This window comes from Streptomyces sp. SID486, assembly GCF_009865385.1.
GTDB lineage: Bacteria > Actinomycetota > Actinomycetes > Streptomycetales > Streptomycetaceae > Streptomyces.
Genome location: NZ_WWJT01000304.1, coordinates 1 through 19,212, shown reverse-complemented (window position 1 = coordinate 19,212; position 19,212 = coordinate 1). Strand labels below are relative to the sequence as shown.

Here is a 19,212-nt window from a genome sequence, read left to right as displayed (position 1 = left end):
GCAGCGACAGCACGGCCTGGCGGTAGGCGGCGCCCGCGACGGGCCCGCCGATCTCGGGGCCGAAGCCCGTGCTGTCGTCCAGCAGGGCGTGCACGAGCAGGGGGCTGCCCGCGGTGGCCCGGTGGTAGGCGCTGCGGACGCTGTCGGGCAGCGGGCGTCCGGCCTGGGCGGCGAGCAGTTCGCCGACGCTCGCCTCCGACAGGGGAGCCAGGCGCACCCGGCGGTGCGGCTGGCGCAGGAGTTCGGTGTGCGCGGCCGAGCGGATCTCGCCGAAGTGCCCGGAGGTCGCGCACACCACGAGCACCCGGCGGGAGCGGCTGCGGCGCAGCAGGTGGACGATCGTCCGCAGGGAGGCCGCGTCCATGGCGTGGGCGTCGTCCACGGCGACGACCAGGGGACGGTCGTCGTGGGTGAGGTGCAGCAGCGCCTCGGCCGCACCTTCTCCCGGGGACCCGGGCAGGGCGTCGGGGCCGGGGTCCCACGGGCGGCGGTTTTCCGCCGGGGAGCCGGCCGCCGGGAGCGGGTGGTGTGATATCGCGCACTCCGCTTCCGCGTTGCGGAGTAATTGCCTCACCAGGCCCAGCGGCTGATCTCGTTCAGCCGAAGAGACCGTACCCGTCAGTATGTGCGCGGAGGTGCGGTTCAGCGTGGTCAGGAATTCGTGGACCAGCTGGGTCTTTCCGGATCCTGGGCCTCCGGTGATGATCACGAGCCGACCGTTTCCCCGGGCGCTGTCGGCGAACGACTCAGCCAGTGCATGAAGTTCTCGTGAACGGCCGAAAAGCTGCATCGTAAGTCCCCCCTGGATTCTTGTTCTCGAGCCGGATCATGCCCTGTTTTCCGTGTGCCGGGCGGGGCTCACGGGCAGTGCGTGAAAAGTCTGTGAGGGCGACGGCATCGCCGCAAAGGCGGCGCGCCGAGGCGGTCGGGGCTCCGCGGACGGCTTCTGACCGGCGGCGCAGCGGGCCGTGCCCGTCGGTGTGATCCCTTCCCGCACCGCGCGAGGGGCGTCGCGTCCACTGGTCTCCCGTTTTTGCCGCGTGCCGAGGGCGGGCTCCAATGCCACGTCGCATTGATGAGCCGCTGCCGGCCGCCGGGGCACGACCGCGAGGCGTCCCGATTCCATGGACCGCAAACTTTCGGCCAATTGCTTGGCTGAGATTATTCGGGGTGCCCGTGGCTTTGCTGGCCGAGTGCCGGACTTTGCTGGTCGAGTCGCAAGAATTAAAGATTAGATGCTCATAGCAGGTAGAGACGCTATCTGTCTAGGCCAACGTTGTCAACTGCCGTCCTTGTGATGTCACTTGCTTACTGGCGGGACCGTCCGTACAGAAGTCCTTTTACAGTCCTTTGATTTACCGGACGGTTAAAGAAAGGAACCGGGCACGGCCGGTCGCGGCATCGGTCACGGGAAAGCGCTTCCGCTGCCCGTTCGGGCAGCCGAGGGTGTCGGTGACCGTCAGGGCAGGATCGAATCGACGTACCCGCCGTCCACCCGCAGGGCTCCGCCGGTGGTGGCCGAGGACTGCTCGGAGCTGAGGTAGACCACCATGTGGGCGATCTCCTCCGGCTCGATCAGCCGCTGGAGCAGCGACTGAGGACGGTGCTCACGCATGAACGTGCGCTGTGCCTCGTCCCAGGGCAGCTCCCGGTCCACGAGCTCGTACACGAAGTCCTCGACGCCGCCCGTGTGTGTGGGCCCCGCGATGACCGAGTTCACCGTCACGCCCGTGCCCGCGGCCTTTTTCGCGAAACCGCGGCTCACCGCCAGCAATGCCGTCTTCGACATCCCGTAATGGATCATCTCGGCGGGGATGGCGACCGCCGAATCGCTGGCGACGTACTGGATCCGCCCCCAGCCGCGCCCGGTCATGCCCGGCAGATACTGCCGGGTGAGCCGCACGGCGGCCAGGACGTTCACCTCGAAGTAGCGCCGCCACTCGTCGTCGGTGATCTCCAGCGGGTCGGCGGCGCCGAACACCCCGAGGTTGTTCACGAGGATGTCCACCTGGGGCAGCAGCTCCGCCACCCGGGCCGCGCCCTCGTCGGTGGACACGTCGGCCGCCACCGGCACCAGTTCCGCGCCGGGCGCCCGGCTCCCCAGCGACTCGACGCTCTCGGCCACCCGCCGCTCGTCGCGGCCGTTGATCCCCACGCGGGCCCCGGCCCGGGCGAGGGCGACGGCGATGGCCGCCCCGATGCCCTGGGTCGAGCCGGTCACCAGTGCTGTGCGTCCTGTCAGGTCGATCTGCATGGGCGGACGGGTTCCCTTCGTGCGCGTCCGGATGTCATGGCCCGACAAGTCTGACGGCCGCCCCGCGGGGAACGGGCGAACGGCGCGGAGACGATCGGCCGTTCGGCGGCGCACCCGCTCGGCACCCCCGGGCCCGGATACTCCCGGACCCCGATACCCCCGGGCCCCGGGCCCCCGGGGGCCCCGGCACCTCCGGCGTCCGGCCCACCCGGCTCCCCGCGCCCCAGGGCTTCCGACCCAGCCGCCTCCCCGCGCCCCCAGGCTCCCGCCGGCAGGTCAGAGATCGAGCACGGTCTCGGTCGCCGGTTCGCTGCAGCACACGAGGACGCTGCCGGGCTCGGGCGGCTCCAGGGGCGGGGTGGTGTAGGCGACGTCGCCCGCCAGGAGGTGGGTCACGCACGTGTGGCAGACGCCGGTGCGGCAGGACCAGCGGGTGGGGATGTCGCAGGCTTCGGCGAGGTCGAGGAGCGATGCGTGGACGGGTGACCAGGGGGTGGTCACACCGCTGCGGGCGAAGTGGACGAGGGGGCCGGCGCCCGGCGGGCCGGGCGGCTGGTGCGGCCGGACGGCGGCCGTGGGCAGGAGACCGGGGTTGGCTGCGGGGAGCGCGCTGAACTGCTCGGTGTGGATCGCCTCCGGGTGCAGACCGCACTCGCGCAGGTGGGCGGCGAGGTCGTCCATGAAGGACGGCGGGCCGCAGAGGTAGGCGTCGGCGTCGGCGGGGATGCCCATGGCCGTGAGCGACGAGGCGGTGGGGCGGCCCCGGCCGGCACGGCGCCCACCGGCCGCCGGGGCGGCCCGGGCGTCGGCGGTGTAGTACACGTACTCGTGCGCGTCGGGCAGTCTGGCCAGCAACGTGCGGGCCTCGTCCGCGAAGACGTGGTGGGCGCGGTCGCGGGCGACGTGGACCCACCAGACGGGGCGGGGGTCGGTCGCGGCGGCGAGCCGGTGGAGCATCGCGAGGACGGGGGTGGCGCCGATGCCCGCGGAGACGAGGACGACCGGACGGGTGCCCGCTTCGAGGACGAACGTTCCGCGCGGTGCGGCGATGTCCACGAGGTCGCCTGCGCGCAGCGCGGCGTGCAGGTAGGCGCTGGCCTTCCCGTGGGCCTCGTGTCTGACGCTGATCCGGTAGGTGTCGGCGGTGGGGGTGGCGGACAGCGAGTAGCTGCGGACCACGGGGGCGCCGCCGATGGTGAGGCGGATGGACAGGTACTGCCCCGCGCGGGCCGCGGGCAGGGGGCTGCCGTCGGTGGTGCCGAGGTAGATCGAGGAGATGTCGGGGGTCTCGGCGACGATACGGGCGACACGCATGGCCTTGAACCCGGGCCACCCGGGCGCCTCCGCCGGCCCCGGCGCGCCGCCGGGCCCGGCCGGCCGTCCCGCCCCCTGCCCGGCGGCGGCCAGCTCACGGAAGGACTGCTGCCAGCCGGGGCTGAGAGCGGGGACGTCCAGTGCCCTGCGCAGCATCTCCGGGTCGCGGCCGGGCAGGTAGAGCAGCGCGTCGGTGTCGGCCACGCTGAGCCCTCCGGGCCCCCTGCGGGTCAGGGTGATCTCGTCACCGGCCCGGACGCGTCCCTCGGTGAGGACCCGGAGATAGAAGCCGGGGCGGTGGTGGGCGACCAGCAGGGAGGCCATGGCCGGTTCGCCCAGGCGCATGCCGACGCGGTAGCAGGTGACCCGGGGCTGGGTGACCTCGAACTCGGCCTCCCCGATGCGGTAGCGGTCCCCGATGCACACCTCGTCGTCCGGCAGCCCGTCGACGGTGAAGTTCTCCCCGAACATCCCGGAGACCAGGTCGTCGCGGCCCAGGTGCTCCCGCCAGTACCGGTAGGACTCGAGCTGGTAGACGAGCACGGCACGGATCTCACCGCCGTGCCCGGCCAGATCCCCCTGGCCGTCCCCGTCGACGTCGAGCCGCCGTACCATCCGGGGGCCCCGCACGGGGGACTTCCAGGCGCCGGTGTGCACGGTCCTGCCGTGCCAGGGCACGTCCTGGGGCAGCCCCACGTTGACGGACAGCAGCGTCGCCATTGCGCCTCCTGTGGGTGGCCGGCCGGCAGCCCCGCGTGACGCTGTGCTTGTGCGCTCGCGCCCGATCCTAGTTCCGCGCCCGGGCCGCCGCGATTCCGCGCAGGCACCGGGCGGCGGAAGACGCCTGCCGCGTCCCCGCCCCCGGCGCCAGGGGGCGGAAGACGTTTGCCGCGCCCGGCCCCCGGCGCCCGGGCCGCGGCCGGACGGGCCGTCGGGGCCGCCTGCCGGCAGGTCGCACCCGGGCGCCGGGCGTCAGCCGGAGCGGAGCACGACGAGGCGCTGGGTCGCCCGGGTCATCGCGACATAGCGGTCCACCGCTCCCTCGACGCCTTCGCCGAACGCCTCCGGATCGACCAGCACGACCAGGTCGAACTCGAGCCCCTTCGCCAGCTCCGGGGACAGCGACCGGACGCGGGACGTCGCCGGGAACGCGGGATCGCCGATGACGCAGGCGATCCCGTCGGCATGGGCGTCGAGCCAGCCGTCGAGGACCGGGCGCAGATCCGAGGCCGGCCCGTGCACGACGGGGATGCCGCTGGCGCGGATGGACGTCGGGACGTTGGCGTCCGGGAGGGCGGCCCGGATGACGGGCTCGGCCTCCGCCATGATCTCCTCCGGCGTCCGGTAGTTGATGGTCAGGGAGGCCAGTTCGATCCGGCCGAACCCGACCCGTTCGAGCCGCTCCCGCCACGTCTCCGTGAACCCGTGCCTCGCCTGGGCGCGGTCCCCGACGACGGTGAAGCTCCGGGACGGGCAGCGCAGCAGCAGCATCTGCCACTCCGCGTCGGTCAGTTCCTGGGCCTCGTCCACGACGATGTGCGCGAACGGGCCGGCGAGCAGGTCCGGTTCGACGGCGGCGAGCTCGGATTCGTCGACCAGGTTCCGCTGGAAGTCCTCCCGGCGAAGCTGGGTCATGAGGCCTTCCCCGTCGTCATCGGCCCTGACCAGGCTGTCGACGACCTGTGCCATGCGCTCACGCTGCACCGCGAGGACGGCCTTCTGGCGTCGCTTGCGCCGGGCCGCCTCCGGGTCGCCGAGCCGCTGCCGCGCCGCGTCCAGCAGCGGCAGGTCGGACACCGTCCACGCCTGCGCGTCCGCCCGCTGCAACCGCTGGACGTCCTCGCGGCCGAGCCAGGGAGCGCACATCCGCAGATAGGCGGGCACCGTCCACAGGTCGCCCACGAGATCGGCCGCCTCCAGCAGCGGCCAGGCGCGGTTGAAGGCGGTCAGCAGGTCCCTGTTCCGCAGCAGCGACCGGCGCAGCAGTTCCGGCGAGACGTCCCCCTCGTGCTTGTCCACCAGGATGGTGAGCAGTTCCTCCAGGACCTGGTCGCGGGCCTCGTTGTGCGGGGTGCCGGGCTCCGCCGCCTCGAACGCCACGGCCCACTCACCGGCACTCAGCCAGATGTCGGACCAGTGGGTGGTGACCGTCATCCCCTCGGCGGGCGGCTCCTCGTAGAACCGGACGGCCGTCTCGACCGCCTTCACCATCTGCGCGGACGACTTCAGGCGGGCCACCCGGGGGTCGGCCTCGACGGCTGCCCCGGCTCCCTCGGCGACGAGGTCCCGCAGGGTGCAGGTCTGCACACCCTCCTCGCCGAGGCTGGGCAGGACGTCGGCGACGTAGTTCAGGTACGGCCGGTGGGGGCCGACGAACAGGACACCGCCCCGGCGGTGGCCGAGCCGGGGATCGGAGTGGAGCAGATAGGCGGAGCGGTGCAGGGCCACCACGGTCTTGCCCGTGCCCGGCCCGCCGTCGACGACGAGGGCACCGCGGGAACCCGCGCGGATGATGGCGTCCTGGTCCGCCTGGATGGTGCCGAGCACGTCCCGCATCCGCGGCGAGCGGTTGCCGCCCAGGCTCGCGATGAAGGCCGACTGGTCGTCGAGCGCGGCATGCCCCGCCAGACCCTCGGCGGTGAACACCTCGTCCCAGTAGTCGCCGACCCGGCCGTCGCTCCAGCGGTACCTGCGGCGGCTCGCCAGACCCATCGGGTTGGCGTGGGTGGCTCCGAAGAACGGTTCGGCCGCCGGCGAGCGCCAGTCGACCAGCAGCCGGCGGCCCGTGCTGTCGGTGAGCCCGAGCCGGCCGACGTAGACCGGTTCGAGGCCGTCAGCGGTGACCATGCGCCCCAGACACAGATCCAGGCCGAAGCGGCGCAGGGCGCGCAGCCGGGCGGTCAGCCGGTGGATCTCCGCGTCCCGGTCCATCGCCTGCCGGCCCGCGCCACCGGGGGCCTTGCGCTCGGCGGCGAGGCGGCCGGTCAGCTCCGCGACGGACCGTTCGAGACACTCGGCGACCGCCGCGAAGTGCCGGTCGTCGTCGGCGATCAGTGCCGGGTCGGCCTTCGCCGAGAGGCGGTCGGGCAGGGCGAAGGCGCTGGTGGTCAGGGAAGGTTTCACGTCATTGGCTCCGATGAGGCCGCTCGTGGCGTCGCAGGTCTGGTGTTCCGGGGGCCGGCTCGACGCGCCCGGGTGGGTTCCGGCGTGGCCGGGCCGGCCGGGCGCGGAGGAGGGGATCACGCTCAGGTGTGCCGGCCTCCTCGGCCGGCGGCGTCGCACAGCAGCCCCGCGGCCACCGACGCGCCGTCGGTACGGACCCGGCCGGCCACGGCGGCCGCCCGGGCGCGGGGCGTGGCGGAGAGGGCGGTCCGCAGGGCGGCGGTCAGGGACGCGGACGTCGGTGCGGGACCGTCGTGCGCCGCTACGATGCCCAGTCCGGCCACCCGGCCGGCCCAGTACGGCTGGTCCGCCGCCTGCGGCACCACCACCTGGGCGACGCCGGCCCGGGTGGCCGCCGGGGTCGTCCCCGCGCCGCGCGCCGACGGGCCCACCGGCAGCGACGGCACGCCGACGCCGGAAGGCCGCCGCGCGAAGTCCTCGTCCGGCGGCGCGCACACCCGTACCCGCGCACCGCGTTCCCGCAGCCGCACCGCGAGTCCCGCCGGCGGTTCGCCGTCCCCGCGTGACCCGTATGTCGACAACACCACACGCACTACGTACAACCCCGTTTTCCTCGGCATCACCGGCTCAGACGGACGATTCTGCGGTACGACGGGGGCCTTGCCGCAAGCCCCCCGGTGCGCTATAAGTTGAAAGTGGCAAGGAGTGGATCATCTCCTTGCCCTTCGTCTTCTCCCCCTCCTCCCGCCACCGGATCCGCTTTCTCCGCTCCTCCCCGCCACCGGTTCGGACGTGCCGGATGCCCTGGGGTGGGTGATCCTGAGGAGATGCGGGGTGTTCCAGGTCCTCGGCTGCCGGCGGCCTACGCCGCCCCTGGCCGCCGTGCGCTGCGCGTGACACTCGTCGCGGCGGCCTGTTTCTACGCCTTCCGCTACGGCCTCGACCGCCCCGTGGCGGCGACCTACGCGCTGTTCACCGTGGTGGCCGTGGGCGGACTGTCCAGGATCCCCGGTACCGGCCGGCAGCGCGCGGCGGTGGTGCTGCGCCTGCTGCCCGTGTGCTGGGCCCTGGTGGTCGTGGGCACCTGTCTGTCGGTGCGGACCTGGAGCGCGGTGGCCGGCATGCTCGTGGTCGGCTTCACCCTGACCTTCGCCGCCGTGGGCGGGCCGCGCCCGGCCGGTGCGGCCCCCGGCCTCCAGCTCCTCTACATCCTGCCGTCCTTCCCGCCGTACGACCCCGGCTCGCTCGGCGACCGGCTGATCGGTACGACCACGGGGGCGGTCCTGTTCGTCGCCGCCGAGGCGCTGCTCTTCCGCGAACCCCGCCCGCTGCCTTACCGGGAGCGGGCCGCCCGGGCGGCGCTGACCGCCGAGCAGTGCGCGGCGGGGCTCGCGGCACCGCCCGGCACCCTGACGGACCCCGGCGTCCGGGCGGCCCGGGAGGCGGGGCAGACCCTGCGGCCGTTCAACGTGCCGGATGCGGAGCGCCCGGCGGGCCCCGGGCTGCACGACCGCGCCCTCGCCCACACCGGCCTGGCCACCCGCACCCTGCTCAGCAGACTGGCCCAGCTCCCCGCCGAACCGCCGGACGCACCGGGGCCGCAGGCACGGCACGCCGTGTCCGCCGTGCTGTACGCGGTGGCCGCGCTGGCCGGGACGACCGCGGCCTGCCTGCGCACCGGAGCGTCCCCCGCGGCCCGGCAGCGAGCGCTGGCGGAGGCTCGCGCGCACTTGTCCGAGGTGTCCGCGGGACCGCCTGCGCCCACCGCGGCCCACACCCCGCGCCGGGCCGGGGAGACCGGGCCCGCAGCCGGTTTCCCGCCCGCCGTCCTGCGCCGCCACGCGGCCGTGCTGGAGATCGCCGACGCGGCGCTGGCCATGGGCGCGGCGGCCGATCTGGCGGTGCACGGCCGGCACGCCTCGGTGCCGCTGCCGGCGGGCCGCTTCTGGTACGCCACGAGCCGGGCCCCCGCCCTGTGGTGGCACCGGATGCACGGCCACGCCGGGCGCAGGTCGGTGTTCTTCCAGAACGCGGTGCGGATGGCCCTGGCCCTGACCGCGGTCCGGCTCGTGGCCGGGGTGGACACCCTGCCGCACGGATTCTGGGCCATGCTGGCGACCCTCACCCTGACCCGCACCACCCTGGGCGAGACGTGGAGCACCATCCGCCTGGCGCTCGCGGGCACGCTGGCCGGCGCCCTGGTGAGCGCCGGAATCCTGGTCCTGGTGGGGACCGACACCGCCGTCTACGCCGTGCTGCTGCCGGTGTGGATGCTGTGCGCCTTCACGGTGGGACCGGTCAAGGGCATGGGCTGGGCACAGGGGCTGTTCACCGTGCTCGTGGCGCTGGTCTTCGCCCAGCTGGCGCAGCCGACGTGGCGGCTGGCGGAGGCCAGGCTCCTCGACGTCCTCGTCGGCAGCGCCATCGGTGTCGTCTTCGGCGTGCTGGCCTGGCCCCGGGGCGCCCATGACGAGATGCACCACGCGGGCGCGGAACTCCTGCGCCGATCCGCGGAGATCGTGGTGACGACCAGCGCCGCCGTGGCGGACGGCGCGGCGGCGGCCGTCCGGCCGGGCGTGTCCGGCCACCGGTCGCTGCAACGCGCCGTCCTCCTCGCGGAGTCCGCCTACGCGCAGCTGCAGAGCGAGCCGCCGCCCTTCACCGGGCGGGGCCCCGGGGCGCCGGCCGTGGTGGACTGGCAGGCCACCCTGATCGCCGGACACCACACCCTGTGGGGCTCCGCCCGGCTGCTGGAGCCGCCGTGCACCGAACTGGGGCCGGCGGCGGCGGCGTCCGCAGGCACCCTGGGGGACCGGGTGGCGGGGCGGATGCTGCTGGTCTCGGCGGCGCTGGACCCGGGGGAGGACACCCCGCCCGCACCGGTACCGCTGACCGACCCGGCCCCCGCGGACTTCGCCGCCGAGCCGCCCGGCGCTCCACGGCGCTACTACGCGACGGCGGCGTGGCTGGACTCGCTCATGGCCGACCTGGCCCGGATCGCGCACGCCGACCCCGCCCCCCGGACCGGCGCCGCGGCCGCCGACGGGCACTGACCGCACGGCCGGCGATGAGTTTTCCCGGCGGGCGCGGTCTCACCTTCATCGCACACCCAACGGAGGCACACATGGCTCAGCTGCTGCGGGTCCACAACTTCAACGTGTCGAGCGACGGCATCGGCGCCGGCGAGAACCAGAGCCTGGACAGGCCGTTCGGCGACATCGACCCGACGGCGCTGTTCGCCTGGGCCGGTGCCACGGCGAGCTGGCCCAACCGCACCGAACCCGGCGGGAGCCGGGGCCTGGACGACTACTTCACCCGGGACTTCGGGCGCGACATCGGCGCCGAGATCATGGGCCGGAACAAGTTCGGACCCCAGCGAGGACCGTGGAGCGACCACGAGTGGCGCGGCTGGTGGGGCGACGAACCCCCCTTCCACACGCCGGTGTTCGTCATGACCCACCACGAGCGCCCTTCCTTCACGCTCTCCGACACCACGTTCCACTTCGTCGCCGGAGACCCGGCTGCGGTCCTCGCGCGGGCGCGGGAGGCGGCGGGAGGCAAGGACGTCCGGCTCGGCGGCGGGGTCACCACCGTCCGGCAGTTCCTCGACGCCGACCTCGTGGACACCCTGCACGTGGCGGTCGCACCGGTGAAGCTGGGGACCGGACTGCGCCTGTGGGAGTCTCCCGACGAACTGCTCGACCGGTTCCACCTGGACGTCGTACCCAGCCCGAGCGGTGTGACCCACCATCTGTTCTGGCGCAGGTGACGGTGGCCGGGCGCCTGCCGGTGGTGCGGCGGGTGCGCCGGCCGGGCCCCGGGCCCGCCCGGCGCCTCGTCAGCGGGCGGACCCGGGGGCCGACCGGGGCGCGGACGTGCGCACGGTACGCAGGGGTGACAGGAACGTGGGCAAGGCGCTGAGCGTCATGCCCGCGGCGCCGATCCACAGGGTGGCCGCAGCCCCGAACGCGGACCCGGAGGCTCCGCCCAGGAGTCCGCCCAGCGGGATCCCGCCCCAGGAGACGAACCGGGCCGTCGCGCTCGTCCGGCCGAGCAGCCGGTCCGGGGTGAGGGCCTGCTGGAAGCTCGACTGAGCCACGACGCGGACGACTCCGCCCAGGGACAGGGCCGCGAGCCCGGCCGCGGCGACGCAGACGCTCCAGCCGGGCCGCGCCAGCGGCATCAGCGCGGTCGACGGACAGGTGATCAGGGACGCGAGCCAGATGACGGGACCCTGCCCGACCCGCGCGGAGACCCTTCTCGCCAGCAGCGCGCCCAGCAGGGCGCCACATCCCATCCCCGACAGAACGAGGCCGACGCCGAGCGACCGGAGACCGAGGTCCCGCTCCAGGAAGACCAGCAGCATGGTCTGGTACATGACGAGAGAGAGGTTGAAGATCGCGTCCCCCGCCATGACCGCGCGCAGGGCGGGGTCGCGCAGGACGAACTCCAGTCCCTCCTTGACCTCCCGCCCCAGCCGCGGGTGCCGGCTCGGCACCGGCCTCGGCTCGCGTGTGCGGATCGCCGACGCCAGCAGCCCCGACAGGGCCATCCCGGCCGCGCTCACCAGCAGCGTCGGGGGGCGCCCACCAGCCCGGCCGCCGGCCCCGCCACCGCCGGCCCGCCGATGCTGGTCACCGAGCGGACAGCCGAGAGCTTCGCGTTCCCCTCGACGAGGTTGCCGCGTCCCACCAGCCGGGGCAGGCAGCTGGTGTACGCGACGTCGAAGAACACGGTCAGGATCCCGTGGACCAAGGCGACCGTGTAGACCCACCAGATGGTCAGAAGGCCCGCCCACCACGCCAGCGGTACGGTCGTCAGCACGAACGCCCGCACCAGGTCGGTGCTGATCATCACCGGCCTCTTCCGCACGCGGTCCACCCACGCGCCGGCCGGCAGCCCGACCAGCAGCGAGCCGGCCGTGGTCGTCGCGGCCAGCGCCCCGACCTGGAACTCGTCGGCGTGCAGTGCCTCGATGGCCACCAGCGGCAACGCCAGGAAGAGGACGCGGTCGCCGAGCTGGCCGAGCGCGGTGGCGGCGGACAGCCGCCCGAAATCCGGGTCGCGTAAGAGTCCGAGCCGGGGTGTTCCGGGCATGCGTGTCTCCTCGATCGGTGATCGGTGTCGGAATCTGTTCGGGTGGGTGCGGCGGAGCTAGGGCCGGTCGACCCCGTATTCGTAGACCACTTCCCGCCGCGCGTCCGGGACGACCATGTCCGCGGTCTCCACCGGGCGTCCGTCCGTGTCGTAGATCGTCCGCTCGATCCGCAGCACCAGGTCCCCGGCGTTGATCCCCAGCAGGTTCGCCTGGGCCGGGGTGGCCCGAGCCGGGCGTGGCGCCTCCACCACCGTCTCGACGACCACGCCCATGGAACGCATGCGCTCGACCACCCCCTTGCCCGCCAGGGGCCCCTTCTCGGGCAGCACGATCGGCGTGCCGTCCGTGAGCGCCATCGGCTCCCAGGACTCGGAGAGCTGGACGGGCTGCCCGCCGGCGAGGAACTCGTAGTGCGTGGTGACGCAGAGGTCTCCCGGGGTGATGGCCAGCCGCTCGGCGATGGCCTCCGGCGCCGGGACCCGCACCCGGCTGTGCGCGTCCCAGGCGTCGGCCCTGCCCCGCTCCCGCGAATCCGAGCCGGGAACACCCCGGCGGTCGCGGTGCCGTGAGCGGACCAGCCGCAGACGTTCGCGCGGCACACGCACGTAGGTGCCTGAGCCGGCGCGTCCTTCGAGGAGACCGTCGCTGATCAGACGGTCCATGGCCCGCTGCAGGACGTTGCGCCCGACGCCGTACTCCTCGGCGAACCGGGCCCGCGACGGCAGACGCTCACCGGCCTTCCACTCTCCCGCGAGAATCCGTGCGCGCAGCACGTCGGCTACGGCAAGGTACGGCGCCTCGCGCGGCATGGGCGGTCCTCCGGTGCGTGTGCTGCCCGGCACCTGGTGTCTCCAGGGGGCATCGGCAAGCTACTGCACCCGCGGAAAGCTGCTGGAGTAGCAATACGCTCGGCACGCACCCGCGCCGGCACGCACCCGCCCCGGCATGCCCCCGTCCCGGCACGCACCCGCCCCGGCATGCCCCCGGCACGCACCGGTCGCGGCACACCCCCGGCACGCACCCGCCCCGGGACGGCCGCGGCGGGCCGGTCACAGGCCCATGACGTCGAACAGCAGCGTCGGGTCCGGTTCCGTGCCGCGGTCCAGCCGCTGCTCGGCCCAGATGACCTTGCCCCGCGCCGCGTAGCGGGTCCCCCACATGTCCGCGAACTGGGAGACGAGGAACAGGCCGCGGCCCCCCTCGTCCGTGGTGGCCGCCTGCCGCAGCCGCGGCGAGGTGTTGCTGCCGTCCGACACCTCGCAGACCAGGGTGCGGCCCAGCAGCAGCCTGACCCGGACGGGCGGCGCGCCGTAGCGGATCGCGTTGGTGAGGAGTTCGCTGAGGATCAGCTCCGTGGCGAACGACACCTCCTCCAGCCCCCAGTCGGCGAGCCGTCGGCTCACCTCGCTGCGGACCCGGGGTACGGCCGTCGCGTCGGACGGCACATCCCAGATCGCGACGCAGGAGGAGTCGAGCAGCCTGGTCCGGGCGACCAGCAGCGCCACGTCGTCACTCGGGTGGTCCGGCAGCATCGTCTCCACGAGGGCACGGCAGGTCTCCTCCGGCGACCGGTCCACGCGCGCGATGGTCGAGGAGAGCAGCTCCAGGCCCTCGTCGACGTCCCGCCCACGGTTCTCGACCAGACCGTCGGTGAACAGGACGAGCCGGCTGCCCGCGGGCAGGTCCAGCTCGCCGGCCTCGAACGGATGCCCGCCCACCCCCAGCGGCGGCGAAAGGGGGAGGTCGGGGAAGTCCACCCGGCCCTCGGGGTCCACCACGGCAGGCGCCAGGTGCCCGGCGCGGGAGAGGGTGCAGCGGCCGTCGACCGGGTCGTAGACGGCGTAGAGGCAGGTGGCACCGGTCAGCGGTTCCCGGTCGTCGTCGGCACCCGCGGTCTGCGAGTCCAGCCGGGTCACCATCTCGTCGAGGTGCCCGAGCAGTTCCTCCGGGGCCAGGTCGAGCGAGGAGAAGTTCAGCACGGCCGTGCGCAGCCGGCCCATGGTCACCGCGGCCTGCATCCCGTGCCCCACGATGTCGCCGACGACCAGGGCCACCCGGAACCCGGGCAGGGGGATCACGTCGAACCAGTCGCCGCCCACCCCGGACCGCGCCGGCAGATAGCGTGAGGAGACCTCCAGGACGTCCTGCTCGGGCAGGCCCAGCGGCAGCAGGCTGCGCTGGAGTGTCACGGCCATCGCGTGCTCGCGGGAGTACCGGCGGGCGTTGTCGATCGCGACGGCGGCCCGGGCCACCAGCTCCTCGGCCACGGCCACGTCCTCCTCCTCGAACCGGGGAGAGCCCGCACCGCGCCAGAAGTTGACCATGCCGAGCACCACCGACCGCGCCTGGAGCGGTACGGAGATCATCGAGTGGATGCCGTGCTCCAGTGCCCGCTGCGCTCCGCCGGGATCCTGCGCCCGCCAGTCATGAGCGGTGTCGAGGTCGGGCACCAGCACCGCCTTGCCGCGACGCAGCGCCGCCACCATGGGGGTGTCGGCCATCACGAACCGGATGACGTCGCCCACCGGCTGCAAGGGGTGGTCGGCCGGCACGGCGCGCACCGCGGTACGCCGCATCTCGTGCACCGCGCTCGTGGGCTCCTCGCCGCGCAGCACCGCGTCGAGCAGTTCCACGGTGACGACGTCGGCCATGCGGGGCACCGCCACCTCGGCCAGTTCCTCGGCCGTGCGCCGCACATCGAGCGTGGTGCCGATGCGCATGCCCGCCTCGTACAGGAACGACAGCCGTCCCCGCGCCAGCTCGGCCTGCCCCGAAAGGGCTCTCAGCTCGGTGGTGTCACGGAAGGTGGCGACCAGTCCCTGAGCGCCGCCGTAGGGGGCGATGGGCCGGACGTTCACCGCCAGCAGCCGGTCGCCGGCCGGCCTGACCTCGTCGGACACCGCCTTGCCCGCCGTCAGCAGCCGCGTCAGCCCGGGCCCGAGGCCCAGCTCCCGCACGGAGCGCCGGTCGGAGTCGGCGGGCAGGTCCAGCAGCCGGCGCGCCTCGTCGTTGGCGAGCAGTACGCGCCCGTCGCCGCCGACGATCAGCACGCCCTCGCGCACCGCGTGCAGCACGGCGTCGTGGTGTTCGTACATCCGGGTCATCTCGGCCGGGCCGAGGCCGTGGGTCTGCCGCAGCAGCCGGCGGCTCACCAGTGCCGCGCCGCCCGTCGCGAGGACGAGCGCCGCCGCCGCGGCGCCGAGCAGCCACGGCAGCTGCCGGTTCAGCACCTCGCCCACGTTGGCGTACTCGATCCCGGCGGTGACGATGCCGATCACGCGCCGGCTGGCGTCGGTCACCGGGACGACCGCGCGCACGGCGTCGGTCGGCCGGCCGTGGAACGTCTCGGTGAACGTCTCGCCGCCCGCGGCCCGGCCGACGCCCTGGGCCCTCGTGCCGATGAGGGCGGGGTCGGGGTCGGTGAGCCGCACCCCGTGCTTGTCCAGGACGGTGACGAAGTCGACGCCGGAACCTTTCCGCACCTGCTCCGTCTGCGCCTGCAGCTGGACCGTCGGATCCGGTGAGCGCAGCGCGGCCGCCGTGCTCGGGGCGTGGGCGAACGCCTCGGCCGCGGCGAGCGTACGGTCCCGGGCGCTGCGCTCGGCGTCGTAGCGGCCCTGCACCACCAGGGCGGCGGCGCCCACCGCGACCAGCATCAGCATGAGCAGCGCCTGGAACAGGAAGACCTGTGCGGCGAGCGTGCGGACGCTCAGGGACGACGAGAGACGGCGTCCGCGTAGCGGCCAGGGCCTTCGGCTGCGGGGCGGCTCGGATGACCACCCTGCGCCGGGCGGCGGCGCCGCTCTCGCCCATGGCCGGCGGGAACGTCCGCTCATCTCCCTTTTCTAGCACTGCACCTCCCTGACCGGCGACCGGTGACGGCGCGGCGGGAGCAGTGGGGTGTGCGGTGCGGCGGCCGGTGGTGGCGGTGCGGAGGCGGGGCCGAGGGGCATGAGGGCAGGCGGTCGGTGGTGGCGGGGCTGCTCCGGAGTGACGGCCTGGCGCCGGTTGGGGGACTGGACCGAAGCCGGTGGCGGCCACGCCTGCATGCTGCCCTGCTGACCGAGCTGCGCCGCGCCGGGCCGCTGGACCTGGACGACTGCTCCGTGGACGGGTCGCACGTCCGGGCCCTCAAAGGGGGGATCACGTCGGGCCCTCACCCGTCGACCGCGCCCGCCCCGGCTCCAATGATCGCGCGACGCGGCGTCGCTCACGGTTCCGGACCGGGCAAGGTGCGCTGGGTGGTCGAGCGCACCTTCGCCTGGCTGCACCAGTTCAAACGGCTCCGCACCCGCTACGAGCGATGCGCCGATCTCCATCAGGGCCTGCTCGAACTGGCCTGCGACCTCATATGCCTGCGCCGCCTGCCCACCTCGTCTTGAAGCGATCAGTGGCGTTGCTGAAACCACCCCGGTTGCACCTCGGTCAGAAGCGGTTGCAGGGACCCCACCGCGGTCCTCAGGTCCTCATCGGTGACGTCAAGAGGCTCCGGCAGGCTCAGCCCGTATCGGCGCAGCCGCCAGAGGTCGAAGACTTCGCTCCCATCGGCTGCGAAGTCCACATCGACCTCCGTGCCGTTGCCGCACACGAAAAGGCACCCTGCCCCATGAACCGTGTAGGAGTAGGTGCCGGCCTGCCCACTCCGGCTGATCCGGCGCGAATGGACGAGCCCGAGGACATCTGCGAGTCGCTCAAGCGAGGGGATCGCTGCCCTCATGGCCTCATCAACCGCGTTCAGAGCGTGTACGTAACCAAGCACGAGCTTCCGTGCATCCCCAACCCGTTCCATGCGGCGTCATCCCCCTGAGCAGTGGCTGAAGGGATTGTTCCATGGGCCACCTGGGTCTCCGCAGGACGGCATTCTGAAAAGATCAGTAAGATGCGCGGCGCCGGTCAGCGCCGCCGCAGCGCGCTCGCCGTCTCCCCGGTGCGTTCGCGCAGCAGGATGCGCAGCGTGTTGGCGTGTTCGTAGCCGACCTTGCGGGCGATGGCGTCCAGCGGCAGGCCGGTGGTCCGCAGCAGATGAGCGGCGCGCTCGACGCGCAGGTCCCGGACGAATCCGACGGGTGACGTGCCGAGGGTGCGGCGCACGGCCCGTTGCAGGGTGCGCTCACTGACGCCGACGGCCCGCGCACCGTCGGCGATCGAGATGGGCTGGTCCAGATGGACGCGGGCCCAGCGCTCGAAGGCGGCGAGCAGCGGATCGCTCTGTGCGAGGGCGGCGGAGATCGTGTACGCCGCCTGGGAGGGACGCTCGTCGACGACCAGATAGCGGGCGACCAGATCCGCGAGGGCGGGACTGGTCATCCGTACGATCGCCAGCGCCAGGTCCACATGCCCGAACGCCGCCCCGGCCGTCGTCACCCCCTGCGAGGTGGTGACCATACAGGTCTCGTCGACCGCGACCGCCGGGTAGCGCTTGCGGAACCAGGGGGCGAGCCACCAGCTCGTCGTGGCGCGCCGCCCGTTGAGCACGCCCGACTCCGCGAGCAGGAAGGTGCCGGTGCAGGCGGACGCGACGGGGATGCGGCGCTCGCGTGTCGCGGCCACCAGCCGCCGCACGGGCAGGGCGTCCGGGCTGGAGACGTGGGCGATCAGGGCGTCGGGCCGCCGCTCGGCCAGCGCGGGCACCAGCAGCAGGTCGGTGTCCTGCGCCGCGTCGACCGGTGCCGTCTCCACCAGGTGCCCCGCGGCCGTCCGGATCCGCCGCCGGAAGCCGATGCGGGTGACCGTCCAGGCGGGCGGGGGCTCGGGCAGCTCCTCCCGCATCGCGTTGGCCCCGTCGAGCACGTCGAGCAGGGCGGCGAGCCCGGAGTCGAACACCCCGTCGTACGCCAGCACAGCCACATCCATGACGGAAACAGTATCGGATACGTCGTTCCCGACACTGGGGCAGGCGACTCGGGCGGCCTAGTTTTCTCGGTGTCCGGACGACCGACCGGTGCCCGGCACCGGCACCGACCACGAAGAACCACACCACGGGAGTGCACAGATGACCCAGCTCGGACTGCTGGCCACGATCGAGGCCCGGCCTGAGTACGCCGACCAGGTGGCGGCCCTGCTGCGGGACGCCCTGCAGCTCGCGCGGCAGGAGGACCACACGGTCACCTGGTTCGCGTTCCGGCAGGGCGCCACCACCTTCGGCGTCTTCGACACCTTCGACGACGAGGAGGGGCGCCAGGCCCACCTCGGCGGGCGGATCGCCGCCGCGCTGTCGGAGGCCGCCGGGAATCTGCTCAGCGAGGCCCCGGACATCCGCCCGGTCGACCTCCTGGCGGTCAAGCTGCCCTGATCCCACAGGTCAGCCCTTCCTGATCTCCTCGCCGGGCGGCGCACGCCTCTCCCGCGCCGCCGCCCGGCGCCCCACGGCCCCCGACCGACGCCGGGCCGGCGAAGAAACGGACACACCATGACACACCACCCCGCCCCCGCGGGCGCCACACCTCCCACCGGGACCCGCTCGCGCACCCACACCTGGGAGCCTCCGACGAGCTACGCGACCGCCGCCGGCCGTACGGGCATCCAGCTGGCCCGCATGAGCCTGGACGGCCGTCTGCCCCAGGCCCCCATCTGCGGCACGCTCGGCTTCCGCCTGGTGGCGGTGGAGGACGGGGCGGCCACCTTCGAGGGCGAGCCCGGGGAACACCTGTTCAACCCCATGGGCACCGTCCACGGAGGCTTCATGGCCACCGTCCTCGACTCCGCGCTCGGCACCGCCGTGCTCACCGCCCTGCCGGCCGGCCGCGCCTACACCACCGTCCAGCTGGGGGTGAACCTCGTCAGGCCGGTGCTGGCCACCACCGCGACGCTGCGCTGCGCGGGCCGGGCCGTCCACGTGGGCCGCACGACCGCGACGGCGGAGGCCCGGCTCGTCGGGGCGGCGGACGGCAGGCTCTACGCCCACGCGACCGCCACCTGCGCCGTCTTCCCGCTTCCCGCGCCCGCCTGAGGCCCCGCCGGGGTGCGGCGGGAGGGTCACCCGGTCCGTGCCGGGGCCCGCCGGGCGACGGCCAGGGCCGCGGCCATGATGCTCAGCTGAGGGTTCACCTCCGGACAGCTCGGCAGCACGGAACCGTCGGCGATCAGCACCCCGTGCACGCCCCGCAGCCACCCCTCCGGGTCGGCCGGCGCCCGCTGCGGGTCGCCGCCCGCCGCGACGGTGCCCGTGGGATGGAAGGCGGACACGTGCAGGTCGCGCACGCTCACCCGGTCGAGCAGCGCCTCCAGCTGGGCGGGGGTGCGGGCCCGCGGGAACCGGGGGACGCCGGTCAGCACCTCCTCGGCGCCGGCGGCGAACAGCAGCCGTCCCATGGCGCGCTGGGCCCGCAGCAGGCGGCCCGCGTCGCGCGCGTCGAGGCCGTAGCGCGGCAGCGGGCGGTCGCGGCCGAGGACGCGGCCCGAGGGGCGGTCGGCGACCATGGCG

At 73.9% G+C, this 19,212-nt stretch carries 15 protein-coding genes and 2 pseudogenes; 5 read left to right on the top strand and 12 right to left on the bottom strand.

Annotation, left to right across the window (positions count from 1 at the left end; translation table 11 throughout):
- From GT045_RS14435 to GT045_RS14415, 5 genes and pseudogenes are all read right to left on the bottom strand, one after another.
- Positions 1–790: AAA family ATPase (locus GT045_RS14435; protein WP_161334410.1), on the bottom strand; the 790-nt coding region annotated here is incomplete at its 3' end.
- A gap of 669 nt (positions 791–1,459) precedes the next feature.
- Positions 1,460–2,254 carry an SDR family oxidoreductase gene (locus GT045_RS14430; protein WP_161290654.1) on the bottom strand — a complete coding sequence of 265 codons (795 nt, stop codon included), beginning with the start codon at positions 2,252–2,254 and terminating at the stop codon, positions 1,460–1,462.
- Between the two features lie 276 nt (positions 2,255–2,530).
- Complete coding sequence (locus GT045_RS14425; protein ID WP_161334409.1) at positions 2,531–4,288, bottom strand: MOSC and FAD-binding oxidoreductase domain-containing protein; 1,758 nt, start codon at positions 4,286–4,288, stop codon at positions 2,531–2,533.
- Between the two features lie 252 nt (positions 4,289–4,540).
- A complete protein-coding gene (gene helR, locus GT045_RS14420; RefSeq protein WP_161290978.1) occupies positions 4,541–6,691 on the bottom strand; it encodes an RNA polymerase recycling motor ATPase HelR in 2,151 nt (716 codons plus the stop codon).
- A 122-nt stretch (positions 6,692–6,813) separates the two neighbouring features.
- Positions 6,814–7,104: pseudogene (locus GT045_RS14415) on the bottom strand (glycosyltransferase); the annotation flags it as partial.
- 414 nt (positions 7,105–7,518) lie between these two features.
- On the opposite strand from GT045_RS14415, the gene GT045_RS14410 reads away from it, so the two are divergent.
- Complete coding sequence (locus tag GT045_RS14410) at positions 7,519–9,744, top strand: FUSC family protein (protein ID WP_161334408.1); 2,226 nt, start codon at positions 7,519–7,521, stop codon at positions 9,742–9,744.
- A 71-nt stretch (positions 9,745–9,815) separates the two neighbouring features.
- The gene (locus GT045_RS14405; protein ID WP_161289152.1) at positions 9,816–10,460 is read left to right on the top strand and encodes a dihydrofolate reductase family protein; all 645 of its coding nucleotides are present in this window, start codon (positions 9,816–9,818) and stop codon (positions 10,458–10,460) included.
- 69 nt (positions 10,461–10,529) lie between these two features.
- Here GT045_RS14405 and GT045_RS40455 read toward each other — a convergent pair whose 3' ends face one another.
- The 4 genes from GT045_RS40455 to GT045_RS14390 all read right to left on the bottom strand — a co-directional run bounded on the left by GT045_RS40455 (position 10,530) and on the right by GT045_RS14390 (position 15,451).
- On the bottom strand, positions 10,530–11,258 hold the full coding sequence (locus GT045_RS40455) for an MFS transporter (RefSeq protein WP_345942649.1): 729 nt from the start codon (positions 11,256–11,258) through the stop codon (positions 10,530–10,532).
- The gene (locus GT045_RS40450) at positions 11,255–11,788 is read right to left on the bottom strand and encodes an MFS transporter (protein ID WP_272926854.1); all 534 of its coding nucleotides are present in this window, start codon (positions 11,786–11,788) and stop codon (positions 11,255–11,257) included. Before GT045_RS40450 ends, GT045_RS40455 begins: the two co-directional genes overlap by 4 nt.
- 57 nt (positions 11,789–11,845) lie before the next feature.
- Positions 11,846–12,598 carry a GntR family transcriptional regulator gene (locus GT045_RS14395; RefSeq protein ID WP_161334407.1) on the bottom strand — a complete coding sequence of 251 codons (753 nt, stop codon included), beginning with the start codon at positions 12,596–12,598 and terminating at the stop codon, positions 11,846–11,848.
- Positions 12,599–12,838: 240 nt separating this feature from the next.
- Positions 12,839–15,451: a SpoIIE family protein phosphatase gene (locus GT045_RS14390; RefSeq protein ID WP_345942648.1), complete on the bottom strand. Its 2,613-nt coding sequence runs from the start codon at positions 15,449–15,451 to the stop codon at positions 12,839–12,841.
- 316 nt (positions 15,452–15,767) lie between these two features.
- Between GT045_RS14390 and GT045_RS14385 the strand changes: the two are divergent.
- Positions 15,768–16,171: pseudogene (locus GT045_RS14385) on the top strand (transposase); the annotation flags it as partial.
- A 5-nt stretch (positions 16,172–16,176) separates the two neighbouring features.
- Here GT045_RS14385 and GT045_RS14380 read toward each other — a convergent pair.
- Together GT045_RS14380 and GT045_RS14375 are read right to left on the bottom strand one after the other, a co-directional pair.
- A complete protein-coding gene (locus GT045_RS14380; RefSeq protein ID WP_161334406.1) occupies positions 16,177–16,578 on the bottom strand; it encodes a hypothetical protein in 402 nt (133 codons plus the stop codon).
- 104 nt (positions 16,579–16,682) lie between these two features.
- Entirely contained in the window at positions 16,683–17,642 is a 960-nt protein-coding gene (locus GT045_RS14375; RefSeq protein ID WP_161334405.1) for a helix-turn-helix domain-containing protein, read from the bottom strand.
- Positions 17,643–17,781: 139 nt separating this feature from the next.
- Between GT045_RS14375 and GT045_RS14370 the strand changes: the two genes are divergently transcribed.
- Together GT045_RS14370 and GT045_RS14365 are read left to right on the top strand one after the other, a co-directional pair.
- Positions 17,782–18,081, top strand: coding sequence for an antibiotic biosynthesis monooxygenase (locus GT045_RS14370; RefSeq protein WP_161334403.1), 300 nt, complete (start codon positions 17,782–17,784; stop codon positions 18,079–18,081).
- 117 nt (positions 18,082–18,198) lie between these two features.
- Complete coding sequence (locus GT045_RS14365; protein ID WP_161334402.1) at positions 18,199–18,738, top strand: PaaI family thioesterase; 540 nt, start codon at positions 18,199–18,201, stop codon at positions 18,736–18,738.
- 26 nt (positions 18,739–18,764) lie between these two features.
- Here GT045_RS14365 and GT045_RS14360 read toward each other — a convergent pair.
- Positions 18,765–19,212 (bottom strand): GMC family oxidoreductase (locus GT045_RS14360; protein WP_237538578.1); only part of this gene is annotated, 448 nt, incomplete at its 5' end.

What these genes read in the sequence shown, in the direction of transcription:
- GT045_RS14410 (WP_161334408.1), top strand. Translation starts at nt 7,519, where the DNA reads ATGCGGGGTGTTCCAGGTCCTCGGCTGCCGGCGGCCTACGCCGCCCCT.
- GT045_RS14405 (WP_161289152.1), top strand. Translation starts at nt 9,816, where the DNA reads ATGGCTCAGCTGCTGCGGGTCCACAACTTCAACGTGTCGAGCGACGGC.
- GT045_RS14430 (WP_161290654.1), bottom strand. Translation starts at nt 2,254, where the DNA reads ATGCAGATCGACCTGACAGGACGCACAGCACTGGTGACCGGCTCGACC.
- GT045_RS14395 (WP_161334407.1), bottom strand. Translation starts at nt 12,598, where the DNA reads ATGCCGCGCGAGGCGCCGTACCTTGCCGTAGCCGACGTGCTGCGCGCA.
- GT045_RS14390 (WP_345942648.1), bottom strand. Translation starts at nt 15,451, where the DNA reads ATGCTGATGCTGGTCGCGGTGGGCGCCGCCGCCCTGGTGGTGCAGGGC.
- GT045_RS14425 (WP_161334409.1), bottom strand. Translation starts at nt 4,288, where the DNA reads ATGGCGACGCTGCTGTCCGTCAACGTGGGGCTGCCCCAGGACGTGCCC.
- GT045_RS40450 (WP_272926854.1), bottom strand. Translation starts at nt 11,788, where the DNA reads ATGCCCGGAACACCCCGGCTCGGACTCTTACGCGACCCGGATTTCGGG.
- GT045_RS14375 (WP_161334405.1), bottom strand. Translation starts at nt 17,642, where the DNA reads ATGGATGTGGCTGTGCTGGCGTACGACGGGGTGTTCGACTCCGGGCTC.
- GT045_RS14380 (WP_161334406.1), bottom strand. Translation starts at nt 16,578, where the DNA reads ATGGAACGGGTTGGGGATGCACGGAAGCTCGTGCTTGGTTACGTACAC.
- GT045_RS14370 (WP_161334403.1), top strand. Translation starts at nt 17,782, where the DNA reads ATGACCCAGCTCGGACTGCTGGCCACGATCGAGGCCCGGCCTGAGTAC.
- GT045_RS14365 (WP_161334402.1), top strand. Translation starts at nt 18,199, where the DNA reads ATGACACACCACCCCGCCCCCGCGGGCGCCACACCTCCCACCGGGACC.